Raw genomic sequence first — 15602 nt, 5'->3', positions numbered from 1 at the left:
CTGCGAGCACGGGTTCGAGGCATTCGCCAGAGCCAGTGGGGCCGCAGAGGTTGCTGTATGAGACTTGCTCTGGCCCGATGCGCTCGACGACGGACGATGCAGCTGTGAGCACAACGGCGACGCCCAACGCAAGCAGCGTGCTGAACAGGGCGGAGCGAGCGGACATGTGCGCGGCCTAACCTCCGTGGGACGCTGGGCTGTGCTGGGCTTCACACTGCGCATCCAGTTCCGCGAACAGTTCCTTGGCGACGAACAGCGCATTGAGCGCCGCCGGGAAACCGGCATACACCGCCATTTGCATCAGCACCTCCACCAGCTCTTGGCGGGTGCAACCCACGTTCAAGCCGCCTTGCAGATGGGCTTTGAGTTCCGTTGGGGCATTGCCTTGCGTGGCCAGCGAGGCAATCGTGGCGATCTGCCGTTCGCGTGGGGACAGCACGCCGCGTGCGTAGATGTCACCGTATGGAAACTCGATGATGAGGCGGGCAAAGTCCGGGGCAATCTCTTGCAGGGCGCGCATCACGCCTTCACCCACATGGCCGTGGATGCTGGACAAGGTGGCCTGCCCCCGCAGGAAACGCTCGGACGGTTCGGTGGACGATGGATGCATGAACGACGAAACACTCAAAACCCAGGCAGCGGATGCGCCTGCAACCAGGCCGATTCTGCGTCCGTCCAGAGGCGCTGCGTGCCGGCGAAGTGCATGTTCTCGCCGTCTTCCAGCGAGAAGGTACCCAGCCCACCGGGTTTGGCATCGATGATGACTTGGCCGCCTTGCAAGTATTCGTACTGCGCACGGGCGGCGTAAAACGGCACACCGGCCAGCTCGCCCATGCGCACATCCTGCGGCGTGAGCGGCATCTCGCCCACCTTCAAGCACATTGGCGTGCTGCCATCGCAACAGCCGTGCGATTGGTAGAACATCAAATCGGGGCCGTGGCGCTTTTTCAGCGTGTCGATCAGCGCTTGCGCCGCCGGGGTGGGAATGACCCGTTCAACCATGATGTGTCTCCTCGTTGTTCAATCAGCGCTCCGGCGCGTCGATCATGTCATGTTGCCCCGGCACGCCCCCTCTCCCCAGCCCTCTCCCACAAGGGGAGAGGGAGCAAAACCGGGTGTTCTGGCGCAAAGACCTGCGCGCACATCAAGCCCCTCTCCCCTCGCGGAAGAGGGGTTGGGGAGAGGGGGAACCCTTCCGCCAAACGCAAAAAAGGGCGGTCGCCCGCCCTTTTCGTTCGCTCATCCAACCCAATCGATCAGAAGAAGCCCAGCTTGTTCTCGCTGTAGGAGACCAGCAGGTTCTTGGTCTGTTGGTAGTGATCCAGCATGACCTTGTGGGTTTCGCGACCGATGCCCGATTCCTTGTAGCCGCCGAAGGCAGCGTGCGCCGGGTAGGCGTGGTAGCAGTTCGTCCACACGCGGCCCGCCTTGATGGCGCGGCCCATGCGGTAAGCCACGTTGCCGTTGCGGCTCCACACGCCAGCGCCCAGACCGTACACGGTGTCGTTGGCGATGGCCAGGGCGTCGGCTTCGTCCTTGAAGGTCGTCACGGCCAGCACCGGGCCGAAGATTTCTTCTTGGAAGATGCGCATCTTGTTGTGGCCCTTGAACAGCGTCGGCTGCACGTAGTAACCACCACCCAGATCGCCACCCAGTTCAGCACGGGCGCCGCCGATCAGCACTTGCGCGCCTTCTTGCTTGCCCAACTCCAGGTAGCTGCTGATCTTGTCGATCTGCATTTGCGAGGCTTGGGCGCCGATCATGGTGTCGGTGTCCAGCGGGTTGCCTTGCTTGATGGCGGCCACGCGGGGCAGCACACGTTCCATGAAACGGTCGTAGATCGACTCTTGAATCACGGCGCGGCTCGGGCAAGTGCAAACTTCACCTTGGTTGAAGGCGAACAGCACCAGACCTTCGATGGCCTTGTCCAGGAAGCTGTCGTCCTTGTCCATCACATCCGCGAAGAAGATGTTGGGGGACTTGCCGCCCAGCTCCAGCGTGGCGGGGATCAGGTTCGAGGCAGCGGCTTGGGCGATGACCTTGCCGGTGGCGGTCGAGCCGGTGAAGGCGATCTTGGCGATGCGCTTGCTGGTGGCCAGCGGCATGCCGGCTTCGCGGCCAAAACCGTTGACGATGTTCAGCACGCCCGGCGGCAGCAGGTCAGCGATCAGTTCGACCAGCACCAGGATGGAGATCGGGGTCGATTCAGCGGGCTTGAGCACCACGCAGTTGCCAGCGCCCAGGGCCGGGGCCAGCTTCCAAGCGGCCATCAGGATCGGGAAGTTCCAGGGGATGATCTGGCCAACCACGCCCAGCGGCTCGTGGTAGTGGTAAGCGACGGTGTTTTCGTCCACTTCCGACAGCGAGCCTTCTTGGCCACGCAGGCAGCCGGCGAAGTAGCGGAAATGATCCACAGCCAGCGGGATGTCGGCGTTCAGCGTTTCGCGGATCGGCTTGCCGTTGTCCACGGTTTCAGCGTAAGCCAGCTTTTCCAGGTTTTGCTCAAGGCGATCCGCAATTTTCAGCAGGATGTTGGCGCGCTCGGCCACCGAGGTCTTGCCCCACTTGTCGGCAGCGGCGTGGGCGGCATCCAGGGCCAGATCCACGTCGGCAGCGGTCGAGCGGGCGGCTTGGGTGTAGACCTGGCCGCTGATCGGGGTGATCACATCGAAGTACTGGCCATCCAGCGGGGCAACAAACTTGCCGCCGATGAAGTTGTCGTAGCGGGCCTTGTATTGAATCGTGGCGCCTTCAGAACCGGGTGCTGCGTAGATCATCGCGTTTGTCTCCTGGAGCGAGTTCGGTGGATGGTAGGGCCCCGGTCGGTTGTGCAAGCCCGCCGGGTCGAGCTGCTCTAACGCACAGGCTGTGCCAGCTTTGCCGTGTCGGGATGATCGTGTGCAAAGCGGCTGAATCATGCAGAAAAACAGGCCCAATTCGTGCAAACTGCTGTATCACCACCGCCGCATGGGGCAGCGGTGTCTCACAACAACACAAGAAAGCCGGGCAAATCTGTTGGAACGCTCCGTTGTCACGCTGGGGTGTGGTGAAGACCCCCATGAACAGGTTTGCATAAGTGAGGCAAAGCGTAACACCCCCTCAGGAAGAACACCGATGCATCACGCCCTGACACCTCCTTCGTCGCCGGCCCAGGTTCGCCAGGCGCGTGAACAGTTGAACAACACCGGCACGGTTTCCGCCGAATTGATCGGGCCGGTGCTGGCCCGTTCGTGGCAGCGCAGCGCCGAAGCGGGGTTGTTGCCCAATGGCCGCACACCGGGCGCACCGCACGCCTCGGCCCGCCAGTTGGCGCGGGCGCTGGAGCAGCACCACGAGCTGGTGGCCCACGCCCGCCCAGCCATGGAACTGCTGCACGAACAAACCCGCGACACGGACAGCCTCGTCATCCTGGCCGATGCCGATGGCATGGTGCTGCACACCTTGGGTGACGCTGAATTCCTGCAACGCGCCGAACGGGTGGCGCTGCGCCCCGGCGCCAATTGGCACGAGCGCTGGCGCGGCACCAACGCCATCGGCACGGCGTTGGCCGAAGGCACCGCGCTGGTGGTGCATGGCGGCGAGCACTATTTGGAGCGCAACGGGTTTCTCACCTGCGCCGCCGCGCCGATCCACGATCCGGGCGGCAAGATCCTGGGGGTGCTGGATTTGTCCGGCGACCATCGCGGCTACCACCGCCACACCTTGGGGCTGGTGCGCTCGGCGGCGCGCATGATCGAACACCGCTTGTTTGACACCCGCCACGGCCAAGGCCTGCGCCTGCGTTTGCATCGCCAACCCGAAGGCATCGCCACCCTCACCGAAAGCCTGCTCGCCTTGTCCGAAGACGGCTGGGTGATCGGCGCCAACGACAGCGCGCTCAAACTGCTGGGCTTGCGCTGGTCGGATGTTGGGTCGATTCGCGTCGATCAACTGTTGGCCTTGCCCCCCGGCGCGCTGCGCCAGAGCCAGCCGCACCCGCAAGCCGTCACCGACCGCCAAGGCCAAACGCTGTGGATGCGGCTCGAATTGGGCCGGCAAAGCATCACCGTCAGCCCCCCGGCGACGCCGCGTGCGCCGCTCAGTGCCTTGGCCAGCGGCCAAGCCAGCCGCGCATTCGGCGCGCCCGGCGCGACGGTGCCGCCAGCGGTGGCCGCCGCGTTTCAACACCAGGCCCCACCGGTGACCCGCCCCGAACCCGCCGACCCTTTGGCGGCCCTCGACACGGGTGACCCGACCCTGCGCAACGCCCTGGAACGCGCCCGGCGCGTGCTGGACAAACCGATTGCCCTGCTGCTGCACGGCGAATCCGGCGTCGGCAAGGAAATTTTTGCCCGGGCCGTTCACGGCAGTGGCCCACGCAAGGCCGGCCCGCTGGTGGCGGTGAACTGTGCGGCGCTGCCTGAAAGCCTCATCGAAGCCGAGTTGTTCGGCTACCGCCCCGGCGCCTTCACGGGAGCCAGCCGCGACGGCGCTCCCGGGCGCATCCGCGAAGCCGATGGCGGCACGCTGTTTCTGGATGAAATCGGCGACATGCCCTTGGCGATGCAAGGCCGCCTGCTGCGCGTGCTGCAAGAGCGCCAAGTGCTGCCGCTGGGCGGAGGCAAGCCGGTGCCGGTGGACATTCAACTCATTTGCGCCACGCACCGCAACCTGCGCGACGAAATGCAGGCCGGACGTTTCCGCGAAGACCTCTATTACCGTTTGAACGGCCTGACGCTGGTGCTGCCCCCGCTGCGCGAGCGCCACGACCTGCCCGCGTTGATCGACCGGTTGTTGGACGACATCGCGCCCGAGCGCAGCGGCCAACTCCAACTCACACCCGAGTTGCTGGAGCGCTTCGCGGCCTACCGCTGGCCGGGCAACCTGCGCCAACTGGCCAACGCGCTGCGCACGGCGTGCGCCCTCATGGAAACGCACGAATGGCGCATCGACTGGGCCCACCTGCCCGACGATTTGGCCGACGATCTGCGGGCGGTGCGCCTGCCGAATCGCCGTCACCCTGGCAGCACGCCGAGCGACGACCCGTGTGATTTGCGTCGCGTTGAGCAGGAAACCACGCGGCGCGTGGTGGCCGAGGCGGGGGGCAATTTGTCCGAGGCGGCGCGGCGCTTGGGCATCAGCCGCAACACGCTGTACCGCAAGCTGCGTGAGCTGTGAGGCGCTGCGGGTGTGTCAGCTTGGGGTGACGTAGATGTCCGTGTCCGGCAGCCGACGGCGCAGTTCCAAGAAACAACGCTGCACCAACTGGGCCCCCGCACAGTGCGGCAGCGGATGCAGGGTCAGGCAAACCTCGTCAGCGGTGCAATGCAGCTGGCGGATGAATGGCAGCACCTCCTCCAGACCCGCCAGGGCGAGTGCCAACTGGGCCGGGTCTCCCTCTAACAGGGGCGGAGCGTGAGGCGGCGGCGTCGCAGTCGGTGGGCTGGCGCTGCTAGCACACATCTCGCATCCTTGAGTGGGGCAATCGGCGGGTGCTTCGGTACGAATGGGGATGACGGGTTGAGGATTCACATCCCGCAGTGTGCCTGTAGCCCAAGATCTGTCGAGTGGCCGGGCGAAAATTCCGGGTTTTCCCTCTGCTTGGAAGGTGCGCATGTCGCTGTTGCCGTCGGCCGATTTGGCCTTGCTTGCGTCGAATGGAGCGCGGGCGCGTTTGTTGTCGGACTGGTCTGCCACCGAAAGACCTTGGGCGCGCCGCGTGGCTTCGCTGCTGTTGGCGCAAGACGGCTCGGCCACCCGGCTGTGTGAAGAAGTGGCCGCTGGCCCGGTCGGGCTGACGGTGCATGTGCAGCGCGAGGTGCCTGCCGATGCCGCACCAGCCTTGGTGCGGGCGCAGTTGCCCGGCGAGGTGTTCATCGAGCGCTTGGTGAGTCTGCACGCCCACGGCCAGATCATGATGGACAACCTGTCTTGGCTGGCGCCAGCGGCCTTGCCCCCCGACATTCAAGTGGAATTGGCCCAAGGGCGCACACCGATTGGCCACCTGCTGGCGCGCATGTGGATTCGGCGCCGCACCCTGGCGGCCCCCGAAACGCTGTGGCCGGCGTTGTGGGCCCATGTCGGGCTGCCCGACCCGGAGGCGACGCGCAGTTATGCCATCGATGTCCCTGAACGCGGCACGGCCATGGTGATCACGGAATGCTTCCGGCGCGGCATGCTCGCGGCTTCTCCGCCAGAATACTGAGGATTCATCCAGCTTTCTGGAGATTTTTTCCACTTTTTGCCCTTGACGGATTGCCATGCATCACGTTCCTGCTGAGGCTTTTGAGCCGGTTTCGCCTTCGTTGTCGTCGCTGCCTCCGCAGCCGATCAGCTTGGAGGTGTTGTTGGAAAAATACGCCAAGGGCGACGAACAGACGCTGGAAGCGGTGCGCGAGCGCGTCGCGCAAGCGCTGGCCCAGGCGGAAGATCCGGCGATGCGGGCGCATTGGCAGGAACGCTTTTTGTGGGCGCAACGCCACGGTTTTGTGCCGGCAGGGCGCATCAATTCGGCGGCGGGCACCGACTTGACGGCCACGCTCATCAACTGTTTTGTGCAGCCGGTGGGGGATTCGATTTCCCATGTGGAAGAGGGCTTCCCGGGCATCTACACCGCGCTGACCGAAGCGGCGGAAACGATGCGGCGGGGTGGCGGTGTCGGGTATGACTTTTCGCGCATTCGACCCAAAGGCGGGTGGGTGGGCTCGACACAATCGAGTGCCTCCGGGCCGGTGAGTTACATGCGGGTGTTCGACCGTTCGTGTGAAACGGTCGAATCGGCGGGGGCGCGGCGCGGGGCGCAAATGGGCGTGTTGCGTTGCGATCACCCGGACATCGAAGAATTCATCCACGCCAAGGACGAGGGCGACCTGCGCAACTTCAACATTTCGGTGGGGGTGACGGATGCGTTCATGCACGCCGTGCTGACCGATGCCGAGATCGAACTGACGCACCGAGCCCCGCCGAGCCAAAAACTGCGCACCGAAGGTGCTCACCAGCGGGCGGACGGGTTGTGGGTGTACCGCACGGTGTCGGCGCGGGCGCTGTGGGATCAGATCATGCGTTCGACCTACGACCACGCCGAGCCGGGGGTGCTGTTTTTGGATCGCATCAACCAGGACAACAACCTGGGCTACTGCGAGACGATTGCGGCGACGAACCCGTGCGTCACCGCCGACACGCGCTTGGCGACGCAACACGGCTTGGTGCGCATCGGGGACTTGTGCGCGACCGGGGCGCCGTTGCAGGTCACGGTGGATGTGCGGGCTTTGCCGGAACGGGCCGATGCGCCCACCACTGGCCCCCAAGCGCCACGCGGCACCGTGACACGCCCGGCTGTGCCAGCGTTTCAGACGGCGCGTGAGGCGGAGGTGTTTCGGGTCACCACAGAGGCTGGGCACGAGATCAAGGCCACCGCTTGGCACGATTTCTACACCCAGCGCGGCAAACTTAAACTCAGCGAACTGCGCGAGGGCGACGAGCTGTGGGTGCAGTGTGGCAAAGGGCAGTTTGGCGAGCAGGGCAGTGCCGAGCTGGGGCGGGCGTGGGCGCACGCTGTGGACACAGCCAAGCCGCATGTGCCGGAAGCCGTGTGGCAGGGCACCGAAGCCTGTGTGCGAGCCTATTTGACGGGCGTGTTTGCGCGGGACGATCTGCTGGACGCCCCGGTGAGTGCCCGGTTGACGACGCCGCATCGGCCCTGGCTGCAAGCGCTTCAAACGCTGCTGACCAATTTCGGGGTGATGTCGCGCATCCGCTCGGAGGACGGCGGGCATGTGCTGACCGTGGAGGGCGACGCCAGCGCGTCATCGTTCACCACCCGCATCACCCGCATCGAACCCGCCGGGCGCGAGGCCGTGTTCGACACCACCCAGCCCGATGGCAACACCGTCATCTTCAACGGCTTGGTGACGGGGCAATGCGCCGAACAACCCCTCCCGCCCTACGGCTGCTGCTGCCTCGGCTCCATCAACCTGACCCACTTTGTGCGCACCCCCTTCGAGGCCGGCGCGACGTTTGACGCCGCCGCCTTCGCCGAAGTCGCCCAAGTGGCAGTGCGGATGCTGGACAACGTGCTGGATGTCACCGTCTGGCCACTGCCGCAGCAGCGCCAAGAGGCAGCGAACAAGCGGCGCATCGGCCTGGGGTTCACCGGGCTGGGTGATGCGCTGGTGATGCTCGGCCTGCGCTATGACACCGAACCCGCCCGCGCCATGGCCCGCCACATCAGCCAAGTGTTGCGTGATACGGCTTACGCCGCCAGCGTCGAACTGGCCGCCGAGCGCGGCGCCTTTCCGTTGTTCAACGCCGAAGGTTATCTGCGCCCCGATGGGTTTGCCGCTCGCTTGCCCGACGCCTTGCAAGCCCGCATCCGCGCTCAGGGCTTGCGCAACTCGCATCTGCTGTCGATTGCGCCGACGGGCACCATCAGCCTGGCCTTTGCCGACAACGCCAGCAACGGCATCGAACCCGCGTTCAGTTGGACGTACACGCGCAAAAAGCGCATGCCGGACAACCGCTTCAAGGAATATCCGGTGGAGGATCACGCCTGGCGCCTGTACCGCCACCTCAAAGGCGATACCGCCCCGCTGACCGACGCCTTCGTCACCGCGCTGGAAATGAGCGCCCAGGCCCACGCCCACATGGTGGCCGCTGTGGCGCCGTTCATCGATACGGCCATCTCCAAAACCGTCAACGTCCCAGCCGACTACCCTTACGCCGATTTCCAAGACCTCTACCTGCAAGCCTGGCGCGCCGGCCTCAAAGGGTTGGCCACGTACCGGCCCAACAGCGTGCTGGGGGCGGTGTTGAGCGTCAGCCCCACGCCCGCGCCGGCAGCACCGGCCACGGCGCCGACCGTTTCGGCGTTGAACCCGCGTTTGCACCTGTCCCGCCTACCCACCCCGGCGCCGAACTCGTTGCGCTGGCCCAGCCGCCCCGAGCTGCCCGGCGGCAACCCCGCGTGGAGTTACTTGATTCAGCATCCTTTGGGCGAGTTCGCGCTGTTCGTGGGCGAACTGCCCGCCGATGCCGGCCCCGACACCGGTTTGTTCGGCGCCACCTTACCGTTTGAAGTGTGGGTCAATGGTGCCGACCAACCGCGTGGCTTGAGCGCCCTGGCCAAAACCTTGTCGATGGACATGCGCGCCGGCGACGCGCACTGGCTGCGCCTCAAACTCGACGCCCTGGCGACGGTGGCCGACGACCACGCCTTCGAGATGGCCTTCCCGCCCATGGGCGAGCGTCGGCGCTTTCCGGGCGTGGTGGCGGCGACGGCGGCGGTGATTCGCTGGCGCTGCGAAACCCTGGGCACCTTCCACGACGCCGACGACAGCCCCACGCCCATGCTCGACGCCCTGTTCAGCCGCGACGAGCCCCGCACCGGCAGCGATGGCACCCTGGCCTGGGCGGTGGATGTGGACAACCCGGCCACCGGCGATCACTTCACCCTCACACTCAAGGAAGTGACCGTGCCCAGCCCAGATGCCCCCAACGGTTGGGTGACGCGGCCATGCGCCTTGGGTTTATCTGGCCACTATCCACAGGCGCTGGACGGGCTGGCGCGGCTGCTGTCGCTGGACATGCGGGTGATCGACCCGGCGTGGATCGGCCTGAAGCTGCGCGCCTTGCTCACCGTGGCGGCGCCGCTGGAGCACTTCATGGCGCCCGTGCCGGGGCAGGCCCGCCAACGCACATGGCCCAGCACGGTGGCGTACGTGGCGCAGCTCATCGTGCATCGTTACGTCATGCTGGGGGTGTTGGACGAAGCGGGGTTCCCGCTGCGCGAAGCTGGGCTCTTGATGGCCGCTCCCCCCACGCCGCAAAGTGCAACCCCCATCGCTCCGCGTGGCACCGACCCCGCACTGCAACCGGGTTCCCGTTGCTCCGAGTGTGGCAACGCCAGCGTCATCCACAAAGATGGGTGTGAGTTTTGTACGGCCTGCGGCCATGTGGGAGCCTGTGGTTGAGTGCGGATTGACAACAGCCCCGTCTCTACCGATAACCGGGGGCAGCCCCCTTTCGAAAGCCGTTCGATGTTGACCCGCTCACCGCTTGCCCTCACCTTGTCGCTGATTCCGTGGGGGAGCTTTGCAGCCCCCGCCGATTTTCTGCCCACCGTTTTCCGGCCCGAACCCCCAGCCTTGTCCAGCCCTTGCGCCAACCCGGCGCCCGGCAACCCCCAAGCGCAGTTGGCACGGGTTTGGTTTGCGCAGACGCACCTGATGGAGCCGACGTGGCCGTTCTTCAATCTGGTGCAGGATCGGGGTACGCTGCTCAAGGTGGATGTCAGTGCTCCAGCGGGCACGGGCCGGCCCCAGGTCAGCGTCACTGCACGTTGGGCCGATGGGCGCCAGCAGACGCGCTGCATGGTCGCGCCCAGCACCTTGCCGACGCGGGTGGACATGAACCCGCAACCGCAACGCCAATCCTTGGCGTCGAGTTATCGGCTCACCTTGCCATCCGCATGGATGACGCCGGATCTGAGTTTGACCATCCGTGTGGCCGGTGGCCCCAGCCGCACCTACAGCGCCGAGCAGTTGCGCTTGAACACCCGTCCGCAGTTGGAAATGGTGCTCACCAACGTCCTGCTGTTCGGTGACACCCGCACCCCCAACGGCGACGCCGTGCGGGCCGAGTTCGCTGCCCGCTTTCCGTTCACCTCGGTGGCGTTTTACCGCTGGCCGCAAGCGTTGCGTTTGCCGAAATTGGTGGTCGGGCCGCGCACCGATGCGTTGACGCCCTACGGCCAAGAGACCGCCTCTCCCGCCGTCTGGGCCGATCGCTTGCCAAGCTGCACCGAGGCCGAACAAAGCGCGGGCACTTGCACGCCATACAGTGGGTTTGGTGTGCTGTCGACCACTTACACCGTGATGAGTTGGCTCAAGCATGCCAATGGCATGGGCTGGACGTCGGTGTGGTACGGCGCCTTGGGGGCGGGCTCGGCCATCGGCGGTGGGTTGGGCGGCGGCCAACAAGCCACAGGGGATGGGTATGGTCAGGTGTTCAACCACGAAGTGGGACATGCGTTGAGCTTGCCGCATTTGGGAGGCGTCACCGGGGCGCATCAAACCGACCCGGACGATTTGCTCGATCCCTACACGGGGGACACCGCCGATGGCACCGATTTCCGGGGCGGCGGTTTCGGCAAAACCACGGCTTACGATCCGCTGGACAACACGCTGATGCACTGGGGTTGTCGAGGTACCTTGGTGGAAGCACAAGATCCCATGCAGCGCGAGTGCAACAACGTGGCCAAGGGGCGCCGCTTCGATCATTTTTCGGACTTTGCGACCGTGCAGATGCAACGCTACTGGACGGGCACGCGCAGCACCACCGGGGGCACCGTGCCGTATTGGAGCCGGTTCCTGCCCGGCAGCAGCGCGGCCAACCCGCAGGCGACGGCCTTCCGTTTCCCGCAAGAAGGCGGGACAGTTCAAGCCGAATGGGCGCCCGGCGCCACCGCGCCCACACTCACGCGCTACAACCCCGGCACCCGGACACAGCAAGTGGTGCTGCGTCCACCGGGGGACGATGGTTTTGTCAGAGCCTTGCCCAAGGCGCCCGCTGGGGCGGTGTACGACCGTTATTACGACTTCCGCTTCCCGCTGCAATTCAACGTGCCCGTGGTGACGGTGTTGGGGACGTTCAATGCGTCGGATCACCGGATGTCGTCGGTGCTGTCGGTGGTGAAAACGCGGGGCCACCTCAAACGGCTGTGGGATCCGGCCGATCGCGCCACCTTCGCCCTGATGAAACGCAGCATCTCCGGCGACACTTTCTGGTGGGGATGGAACCTGCACTTACGGGTCGAATACGCGGACGGCAGCCTGCGGCATGTGGCCATGGACTCGGATGTCGAAGCGAGCACCGACCCGATGGAGGGCTTTACCTACTGGGCCGTGAACCTGCCAGACGATGGCCGCACAATCCGGCGCCTGACCCTGATGCACCGCCCGCTGTGCGTGCGCAACGGTGCGGCCTCTGACCGCCAGTGCGACATCGGCTTGAGCAGCAATGGCCTGACCGCCGCCAACCTCTACGACGCAGCCACCTCGGCCGCGACTTGGACGCCCTGATGCCGCCCCTGGCTCCCCCTTTCATCGCTCCCGTGAAACCGACCGCTCCCGAACTGCTCCTGCCCGCCGGCTCGCTCGCCAAGATGCGCGCCGCTTACGACTTTGGCGCCGACGCCGTCTACGCCGGTCAGCCGCGCTACAGCCTGCGCGCTCGCAACAACGAGTTCAAACTCGAACAAATTGCCCAGGGCATTCAAGAAGCCCACGCACGCGGCAAAAAATTCTTTGTCACCAGCAACCTGCTGCCGCACAACGACAAGGTGCGCACCTACCTGCGGGACATTGAACCGGTCATCGCGCTCAAGCCCGACGCCCTCATCATGGCCGACCCCGGTCTGATCATGATGGTGCGCGAGCGTTGGCCCGAAGTGCCCGTTCACCTCTCCGTGCAGGCCAACACGGTGAACTGGGCGTCGGTGAAGTTTTGGCAGAAGATGGGGGTGGCGCGCATCATCCTCTCGCGTGAACTCAGCTTGGAAGAGGTGGAGGTCATCCGCAACGAATGCCCGGACATCGAGCTGGAAGTGTTCGTGCATGGTGCGCTGTGCATCGCTTACTCGGGGCGCTGTTTGCTGTCGGGCTACTTCAACCGCCGTGACCCGAACCAAGGCACCTGCACCAACGCCTGCCGCTGGGACTATAAAACCAGCGCCGCCACCGATGACACCGATGCCGGTGACGTTCAGCCTGTCAAGCTGGAAGGCGATTTCAACTTCGCTCAGGCCCAGCAAGAAGCCGAAAGCGCCTTCGCGGCTTGCGGTGGCAGCCCCCGCCATACGCTGGCGGACAAGGTTTATTTGTTGGAGGAGGCGCAGCGCCCCGGCCAGCTCATGCCCATCATGGAAGATGAGCACGGCACCTACATCATGAACAGCAAGGACTTGCGTGCCGTTGAGCATGTGGCCCGGCTGACCCAGATCGGGGTGGATTCGCTGAAGGTCGAAGGCCGCACCAAGAGCCTCTACTATGTGGCGCGCACCGCCCAGGTGTACCGCCGCGCCATCGATGATGCGGTGGCTGGACGCCCGTTCAATCCCGAGCTGCTGCTGGAGCTGGAAGGGCTGGCGAACCGGGGTTACACCTCGGGCTTTTTGGAGCGCCGGCCCATGCAGGACTACCAAAATTACATCAACGGCCATTCCGAAATCCACCGCAGCCACTTTGTGGCCGAAGTGCGCAGCGTGCGTGAGGACGGTTGGGTGGAAGTGGAAACCAAGAACCGCTTCTCGGTCGGGGACACCTTGGAAATCATCCACCCCAACGGCAACCGCCGCGTCAAGCTTGATGCCATGCAAGGCGCGCAAGGCGAGGCGTTGAGCGTGGCCCCGGGCAGCCCGTTGCGTGTCTGGCTGCCTTTGGGCGACGGGCCCGTCACAGGGGCTTTGATCGCACGCATGCTGTGATGGCGGTCGAGGCGGTGCCGGTGGCGTTGATCACTGGGGCGAATTCCGGCATCGGTCGGGTGACGGCGGAGGTGTTGGCGCGGCAGGGTTATCGCGTGGTGTTGGCTTGCCGCAGCCAGGCGCGAACACAGCCGGTGTTGGAAGCCATCTTGGCAGCCAACCCGGCGGCCCCGCCGCAGTGGCTGGCGCTGGATTTGGGTTGCTTCGACTCGGTGCAGGCCTGCGCTGCGCAGTTTCTGGCGTCGGGGTGGCCGCTGCATCGGCTCATCTTGAATGCGGGTCAAGGTGGGGGGCGGGGCTTGAGCGCATCCGGCTTTGAGCGGGCGTTTGGCATCAACCACCTGGGGCATTTTTTGCTCGCGCAGTTGTTGCGTGAGCGACTTTGCCAGAGCGCCCCGGCCCGGGTGGTGACGGTGGCCAGCGCTTTGCATCACCGGGCGAACGGGTTGGATTTCGACGCGGTACGCCAACCCACCCGCAGCCTGACGGGCTTGCCGGAGTACGCCGTTTCCAAGTTGTCCAATGTGCTGTTCAGCGCCGAGCTGGCACGGCAATGGGCCGGTACGGGGGTGGACAGCTACTGTGTCCACCCGGGCATGGTGGACACCGCTGTGTGGCGCCGTGTGCCACGCCCATTGCGGCCCCTGTTGCGCTGGGCGTGGGGGTGGGTGCCCGCCGAACAAGGGGCGCGCACCACGCTGATGTGTGCCACCGATCCCGCCTTGGTGGGGCAAACGGGGCGCTACTACGCCCGCGAGCGGGAAGCCACTCCGTCTGCGCTGGGCCAAGACGAGGCACTGGCCCGGGCGCTGTGGGCCCACAGCGCCGCTTGGACGGGCACCGCTGGCCTCACTTCTTGAGCCAGACGGCCAGGGCCAACAGAGCGTTTTCGTCGTAAGGTTCAAAGCCGCTGTAGCGGATCGACGCTAAACGTTGGCGCCCTTCGGGAGAGGTGTCCAGTTTCAGCAGGTACTCCCGCACCAGGGTTTGCTGCTGGGCACTCAGGGCCGGGCTGGCGATGACGTGTTTGATGGGGACAGGGCGTGAAGTGGTCAGCACGCGCCCGCCTTGATCCGTCCACGCTTTGATCACTTTGGCGGAGGCGGTGGCGCCGGCTTGGGTGAGTCCACTGTCGATGAAGAAGGGGACGGCATCTTGGAATCGGGTGTACGTCAGTTTCACGTCTTGGGGGCGGATCCCGGCATCGCGCAGAGAGACGTGCGCTGGATGCACCAGTGCCAGCCCGAAGCGGCGCTCGGCCAACCCTTTGCGCAGTGCAGCGTAGTCGCTCACCACTTCCACCGTCACGGCCTGCCCGAGCAAGCGGGACAAGTCGGCGGCGACTTCGCTGTACCGCGCAGCGACCTCCGCCGGCTGATGTTGGTAGCTCACCCCCTCATTGATCGCCAGCACCCAGCCCCAAGCCGAGGACGCCAGCCACAGCCCGCTCACCAGCCATCCCAGCACCACACGCCCACACGCACGCACCCACATGACGTTCACCTGCCATCTTCACGCTTTGGCCGGCGAGTGTGGGCCGATGGGGACGGTCACGACACAGGGTTTTCCGCAGCCACGCCCAGTTCAGGGACGTGGTGCGCTGGGTGGCGGGCTGGCCGTCGATGGACTGGCTTGGGTGCCCGATGGCGTGGGCAACACCAGTGGCCCCCGCTGTCCGCAACCGGCCAGCGCGAGGCACAGCAGCACACCGCCGCTTAGCCACGCCAGCCCAGTCAGGAACGGGTGTGCTTCTACACTGGCCCACGTTTGTGGCTGATTGGGGGATGTTTTCATCATGAGTTCTCACACGCTGTCGGATGCGCAGTATCACAGCCAGGCCAGTGCCGTTTTGGCCCGGATCGAGGCCCAGGTAGATGCGTGGCTAGAGGCCGACATCATCGACATCGACACGCACCGCACCGGTGGCCTGCTGGAGTTGGTTTTTCCCAATGCCAGCAAAATCATCATCAACCTCCAGCCGCCCTTGCACGAGCTGTGGATGGCGGCCAAGGCGGGCGGGTTTCATTTTCATTGGCGCAACGGCCTGTGGCAGGATACCCGTGACGGTTCAGAGTTCTTCGCCTGTTTGTCAGCGCACGCTTCGCAACAGGGCGGCCAAGCGCTGACGTTCCAGCCCTGAGGG

13 protein-coding genes are annotated in these 15602 nt (G+C 65.3%); 7 read left to right on the top strand and 6 right to left on the bottom strand.

Annotated elements, in window-relative coordinates; all coding sequences use genetic code 11:
• Positions 1-175 precede the first annotated feature (175 nt).
• The 3 genes from VITFI_RS01520 to exaC all read right to left on the bottom strand — a co-directional run bounded on the left by VITFI_RS01520 (position 176) and on the right by exaC (position 2777).
• Positions 176-610 (bottom strand): carboxymuconolactone decarboxylase family protein, encoded by a 435-nt coding sequence (locus VITFI_RS01520; RefSeq protein WP_089415500.1) that lies wholly within the window; start codon positions 608-610, stop codon positions 176-178.
• 14 nt (positions 611-624) lie between these two features.
• Positions 625-1002, bottom strand: a complete 378-nt coding sequence (locus VITFI_RS01515) for a DUF779 domain-containing protein (protein ID WP_089415499.1) — start codon at positions 1000-1002, stop codon at positions 625-627.
• Between the two features lie 254 nt (positions 1003-1256).
• Entirely contained in the window at positions 1257-2777 is a 1521-nt protein-coding gene (gene exaC, locus VITFI_RS01510; protein ID WP_089415498.1) for an acetaldehyde dehydrogenase ExaC, read from the bottom strand.
• A gap of 337 nt (positions 2778-3114) precedes the next feature.
• On the opposite strand from exaC, the gene VITFI_RS01505 reads away from it, so the two are divergent.
• Positions 3115-5157 (top strand): sigma-54-dependent Fis family transcriptional regulator, encoded by a 2043-nt coding sequence (locus VITFI_RS01505; RefSeq protein WP_089415497.1) that lies wholly within the window; start codon positions 3115-3117, stop codon positions 5155-5157.
• A gap of 15 nt (positions 5158-5172) precedes the next feature.
• Here the strand turns inward: VITFI_RS01505 and VITFI_RS01500 are convergent, their stop codons facing one another.
• Positions 5173-5442: a hypothetical protein gene (locus VITFI_RS01500; protein ID WP_157725512.1), complete on the bottom strand. Its 270-nt coding sequence runs from the start codon at positions 5440-5442 to the stop codon at positions 5173-5175.
• 151 nt (positions 5443-5593) lie between these two features.
• Between VITFI_RS01500 and VITFI_RS01495 the strand changes: the two genes are divergently transcribed.
• The 5 genes from VITFI_RS01495 (at position 5594) to VITFI_RS01475 (ending at position 14319) form a co-directional block, all read left to right on the top strand.
• The gene (locus tag VITFI_RS01495) at positions 5594-6184 is read left to right on the top strand and encodes a chorismate--pyruvate lyase family protein (protein ID WP_089415495.1); all 591 of its coding nucleotides are present in this window, start codon (positions 5594-5596) and stop codon (positions 6182-6184) included.
• 55 nt (positions 6185-6239) lie between these two features.
• On the top strand, positions 6240-9947 hold the full coding sequence (locus tag VITFI_RS01490) for a ribonucleotide reductase N-terminal alpha domain-containing protein (protein ID WP_089415494.1): 3708 nt from the start codon (positions 6240-6242) through the stop codon (positions 9945-9947).
• 66 nt (positions 9948-10013) lie between these two features.
• The gene (locus VITFI_RS01485) at positions 10014-12056 is read left to right on the top strand and encodes a M66 family metalloprotease (protein WP_089415493.1); all 2043 of its coding nucleotides are present in this window, start codon (positions 10014-10016) and stop codon (positions 12054-12056) included.
• 32 nt (positions 12057-12088) lie between these two features.
• Complete coding sequence (gene trhP / locus VITFI_RS01480; protein WP_089417911.1) at positions 12089-13459, top strand: prephenate-dependent tRNA uridine(34) hydroxylase TrhP; 1371 nt, start codon at positions 12089-12091, stop codon at positions 13457-13459.
• Complete coding sequence (locus VITFI_RS01475; protein ID WP_089415492.1) at positions 13459-14319, top strand: SDR family oxidoreductase; 861 nt, start codon at positions 13459-13461, stop codon at positions 14317-14319. Before trhP ends, VITFI_RS01475 begins: the two co-directional genes overlap by 1 nt.
• Here VITFI_RS01475 and VITFI_RS01470 read toward each other — a convergent pair.
• Together VITFI_RS01470 and lptM are read right to left on the bottom strand one after the other, a co-directional pair.
• On the bottom strand, positions 14309-14953 hold the full coding sequence (locus tag VITFI_RS01470; RefSeq protein WP_089415491.1) for a phosphate/phosphite/phosphonate ABC transporter substrate-binding protein: 645 nt from the start codon (positions 14951-14953) through the stop codon (positions 14309-14311). The two genes, VITFI_RS01475 and VITFI_RS01470, sit on opposite strands and share 11 nt — an antisense overlap.
• Positions 14954-15043: 90 nt before the next feature.
• The gene (gene lptM / locus VITFI_RS18840) at positions 15044-15253 is read right to left on the bottom strand and encodes an LPS translocon maturation chaperone LptM (protein ID WP_157725736.1); all 210 of its coding nucleotides are present in this window, start codon (positions 15251-15253) and stop codon (positions 15044-15046) included.
• A gap of 1 nt (position 15254) precedes the next feature.
• Between lptM and cyaY the strand changes: the two genes are divergently transcribed.
• Positions 15255-15599 carry an iron donor protein CyaY gene (cyaY, locus tag VITFI_RS01465; protein WP_089415490.1) on the top strand — a complete coding sequence of 115 codons (345 nt, stop codon included), beginning with the start codon at positions 15255-15257 and terminating at the stop codon, positions 15597-15599.
• Positions 15600-15602 lie beyond the last annotated feature (3 nt).

This window comes from Vitreoscilla filiformis (assembly GCF_002222655.1).
In the GTDB taxonomy this organism is placed as follows: Bacteria; Pseudomonadota; Gammaproteobacteria; order Burkholderiales; family Burkholderiaceae_C; genus Ideonella; species Ideonella filiformis.
Note: the sequence above shows the minus strand (reverse complement) of the source record. Positions and strands in the feature narration are given on the sequence as shown.